Annotated in this window: 3 protein-coding genes and 1 pseudogene; 3 read left to right on the plus strand and 1 reads right to left on the minus strand. The window is 40.1% G+C overall.

The annotated features are described in order from the left end of the window. The first annotated feature begins 50 nt into the window (after positions 1-50). A pseudogene (locus C1T29_RS11135) lies at positions 51-1465 on the plus strand (sugar porter family MFS transporter). Positions 1466-1544: 79 nt separating this feature from the next. Here the strand turns inward: C1T29_RS11135 and alr are convergent. Beyond that, entirely contained in the window at positions 1545-2729 is a 1185-nt protein-coding gene (alr, locus tag C1T29_RS11140) for an alanine racemase (protein ID WP_103748744.1), read from the minus strand. A 708-nt stretch (positions 2730-3437) separates the two neighbouring features. Here alr and C1T29_RS11145 point away from each other — a divergent pair. Beyond that, on the plus strand, positions 3438-3875 hold the full coding sequence (locus tag C1T29_RS11145; RefSeq protein WP_103748743.1) for a DUF2691 family protein: 438 nt from the start codon (positions 3438-3440) through the stop codon (positions 3873-3875). Positions 3876-3884: 9 nt separating this feature from the next. Further along, positions 3885-4313: a dUTP diphosphatase DutA gene (dutA, locus tag C1T29_RS11150; protein WP_069149646.1), complete on the plus strand. Its 429-nt coding sequence runs from the start codon at positions 3885-3887 to the stop codon at positions 4311-4313. Positions 4314-4375: the final 62 nt, after the last annotated feature.

Below are 4375 nucleotides of genomic sequence, written 5' to 3' on the forward strand. Positions count from 1 at the left end.
ATATCCACACTGAAAGAGTTTATTAAGTATTCTTAATAAAGGAAGGGGAAATGGATATGAATGAACATCGAAATCGAAGGTTGAAATTAATAATGATCTCAGCAACTTTTGGAGGACTTCTCTTTGGGTATGACACCGGAGTTATAAATGGAGCTTTGCCTTTTATGGCAAGACCAGATCAGCTTCATTTAACAGCGGTTACAGAAGGGCTTGTTACGAGTATTCTATTATTAGGTGCGGCGTTTGGAGCGTTGTTATGCGGAAGATTAGCTGATCGATATGGCCGCCGTAAAATGATCCTTAATCTCTCTTTTTTATTTTTCTTGGCTTCACTTGGGACAGCGTTTGCATCCAGTGTTTTCATCATGACGGTCTTTCGTTTTTTATTGGGACTAGCTGTTGGGGGAGCTTCAGCGATGGTACCGGCCTTTTTAGCAGAAATGGCACCGCATGAGAAGAGAGGACGTATGGTAACCCAAAATGAGCTAATGATTGTTGGCGGGCAATTTTTAGCATATGTTTTTAATGCCATCCTTGGTGTAACAATGGCAAATACGGGACATGTTTGGAGATACATGCTAGTCATTTGTGCCGTTCCGGCTATCATGTTATTTGCCAGTATGCTTAAGGTGCCAGAAAGCCCGAGATGGCTAATCTCCAAAGGCAAAAAAAATGAGGCACTGCGTGTTCTTAAACAAATTCGTGAAGATAAACGTGCAGAAGCTGAATATCGGGAAATTCAAAAAGCGGTAGAAAAAGATACAGAGCTTGAGAAGGCATCGCTCAAGGACTTTTCTACCCCATGGCTGCGCCGTCTTTTGCTGATTGGAATCGGTGTAGCCATCGTGAATCAAATTACAGGTGTGAACTCGATTATGTATTATGGCACACAAATCCTTAAAGAATCCGGTTTTGGCACAAAAGCGGCTTTAATCGCTAATATTGGGAATGGGCTGATATCCGTTATTGCAGTTATATTTGGGATTTGGCTGGTCGGAAAAGTAAGGCGGCGACCAATATTGTTGATTGGTTTGGCGGGGACGACTACAGCGCTCCTATTGATTGCAATTTTCTCAATTGTGCTTGATGGATCTATGGCACTTCCTTATGTAGTGCTTTCTTTGACCGTTTTATTTCTTGCCTTTATGCAAGGGTGTGTAGGACCAGTGACTTGGCTGGTCATAGCGGAAATATTCCCTCAAAGATTGAGAGGACTTGGTTCTGGGATAAGTGTTTTTTTCCTCTGGATATTAAACTTTGTGATTGGTTTTGCTTTCCCGATCTTGCTTAGCTCTGTAGGTTTGTCTTTTACATTCTTTATATTCGTGGCTTTAGGTGTATTGGCAATCGGTTTTGTGTACAAATTCTTGCCGGAAACAAAGGGGCGTACACTTGAAGAACTAGAAGAGCATTTTCGTTCTCGACATGATCATATACTCCTGAACAATCAGTTATTGAGGTATAGATATGTTGAAAATCTCTCTTCTTCAGAAAAAACAAAATCCCTCTAACAGAGGGATTTTGATTCAGCATGTTAAGATGTTCTACACGTATAATACTGGAGTTGATACTTTAAAAATCTCGCCATCTCTTATATAAAAACGAGGGATGCGGCGGCTTAAAGTAGACACCACTTCATAGTTAATCGTATTGAGCATTTCAGCCACTTCATCAACGGAAATCTCAGCTCCTTTTTGCTTACCGTAAATTACGACTTCTTCTCCTTGTTCACCTTCACCGTTTTCTCCTAAACTGACCATGATCATATCCATTGTTACTCTTCCCGCCACTGGCACTCGTTTTCCGCGGTGAAGAACAAACCCGCGATTGGAAAGGGCACGAGAATAACCGTCAGCATAGCCGATCGGGATTGTAGCAATTACTTCATTAGGTTCTGCAACGTATGTAGCACCATAGCTAACGGTTCGGGGCTCTGTCCGCATGGTTTTGACATAAGCGATGCGCGCTTTTAAACTTAGCGCAGGTTCAAGCTTAACGAGATGTAGTTGTTTAATATAGGAAGAAGGATATAAACCATATAAGCCGATACCTAAACGGATCATATCAGCGCTAAATTCCGGAAATGCGATAGCTGCAGCTGTGTTGCACATATGCACGGTGGGCAGCTCAATTCCTTGTTCTTTTAAAAAGCTGAGAAAATTGATGAATTTTTCGTGCTGCAGCTTTGTGAGTGTTGTGTCTGGTTCATCAGCTGTTGAAAAATGTGTAAAAATCCCTGTCCACCTGAGAAATTCGCTTGCCTTTAGGGTTTTCACTACTGCTAAAAGCTCTTCCTTTGTGCGTACACCTAATCGTCCCATGCCGGTATCCACGTTAATATGAATAGCCAGCCGATCAGTACTTGCTTCTTTCTCCAATATCTCGTTTGCTTCTTTTATCCAATCAACCTGAAATGCTGATAATGTTATATCCCAAGCTGCTGACTTCTTCACACAACTAAGGGACGTAAAACCAAGCACAAGGATAGGTGCTGTAATCCCCGCTTTTCGTAAAACGATTCCTTCCTCCACGCTGGCAACAGCGAGCTCACTCGCCCCGTGTTCAAGTGCATGACGCGCCACTTCTATAGACCCGTGACCATAACCGTTCGCTTTTACGACAGCCATAATTTTGCTCTTATGTGGAATATGACGGCGGATCGCTCGCAAATTCTTTTTAACGGCATCAAGATTGACTTCGATCCAAACTTCTCGGCAAAGCTTTATCATCAACGCTTCCTTCCTTCTTATGGATTGTAACTACCACCTATTGCCGTAAGAATAAATGTTAATTGTTGGATGATTCGATCTTATTTTATTCAGCTTCATTTGAAATCATTCAACAGCAAATCCATGTGATACGAAAAGGTGCTAATCAATGTTCGAATAGCAAATACGGATAAACGAGGCTTGTAAGGGGATGAGAATGGATATGGAGGCTGAGGATATGAGAAGTACAACTAATCAAAAATAATCTGCAGTGATTATTTGTTTTGGTACACTCTCATAGGAGAGGAATGATAACCAGAAATCAAACAGGGAGGTTTCACCGTTCTCAATAACAAGGGATACCTGTTAGAATCAGTGGTTTTCATGTGTTGTTTTTTTATGTTTGCAGTACAAAAAAAGCATTTTTCTTTTTGTTGAACATGCTGACGGAACAAACTGGCCAGAACATGAAGATGATTCAAGCGAAAAAGCACGGTCTGCAGAGAATAGAACAAGAAAGACACTTTATATAAAGATACTGACTGAGCCTAGAGGAAAGGGGGGCGCCTAAGGTATGAACATTAGAAGAACCTTTTAAATGAGAAGGACTGAGAAAATTCTGTAAAAGATAATCCGTTCAAAAAGCAGTCGATTCCTTGTTCCATAAACCTGACATCAGAGTATATAATTAAATTCGTATTCAAAAAATCGTTTAAGTAAGGGGTATACATGAAAAGGGGAGTTAGTTTTCAAATACCGAATGAATATGGAAATTTTCTATGGAGAATACTGCAGCCAGTAGACATAGCTCATTATAAGTGGCAAACGAGTGGTGAATCTTATTTTGTAGTAGACGGAGAGCTCGATAATGAGGAGCTTTTTCATGACTTTGCTATTGTTGAAGGGGCGGATTTTGCGCAACTATTAAAAACGAATCAGTACTATACCATTTTCGTTGAATTGAAAGCATTTCCACATGGAAAAACAGTTAATCAAGTCAATACATATGAAGAGTTTGCTGACAGTGATTGCGAATTTGTCCTTTTGATAGCAGATAATAGCTACGTTTCGATTTACTGTAAAAACAAAAATACCATTGAAAAACTTTATTTTAATGCTTTACACAATGATTTTGAAGACGTTCAGTTTATAACTAAAAGGAGCTAATACATAACAATGCAAATTAAAATCAAATATCTAGATGAAACACAAACAAGAATCAGCAAAATTGAGAAGGGAGACTGGATCGATCTTCGAGCAGCTGAGGATGTAACAATCAAAAAAGATGAATTTAAGCTTGTCCCATTAGGTGTAGCAATGGAGCTGCCAGAAGGTTACGAAGCACATGTCGTTCCTCGGTCAAGCACATATAAGAACTTTGGCGTTATTCAAACAAATTCAATGGGTGTTATCGATGAGTCATACAAGGGAGACAACGATTTTTGGTTCTTTCCTGCGTATGCATTGCGCGATACTGAAATTAAGAAGGGTGATCGTATCTGTCAGTTTAGAATCATGAAGAAAATGCCGGCGGTTGAATTGGTTGAAGTTGAGCATTTGGGAAACGAGGATAGAGGAGGACTCGGTTCAACAGGTACTAAGTAAACAAAATAAATCCTTGGCTGTCTTTATGATGTGTGATTGATCAATGCAGATTACAGCCAAGG

This window comes from Bacillus sp. MBGLi79 (genome assembly GCF_002953915.1).

Bases quoted from the DNA above. Each gene is read 5' to 3' on its own strand.
- alr (WP_103748744.1), bottom strand. From the start codon at position 2,729: ATGATAAAGCTTTGCCGAGAAGTTTGGATCGAAGTCAATCTTGATGCC.
- C1T29_RS11145 (WP_103748743.1), top strand. From the start codon at position 3,438: ATGAAAAGGGGAGTTAGTTTTCAAATACCGAATGAATATGGAAATTTT.
- dutA (WP_069149646.1), top strand. From the start codon at position 3,885: ATGCAAATTAAAATCAAATATCTAGATGAAACACAAACAAGAATCAGC.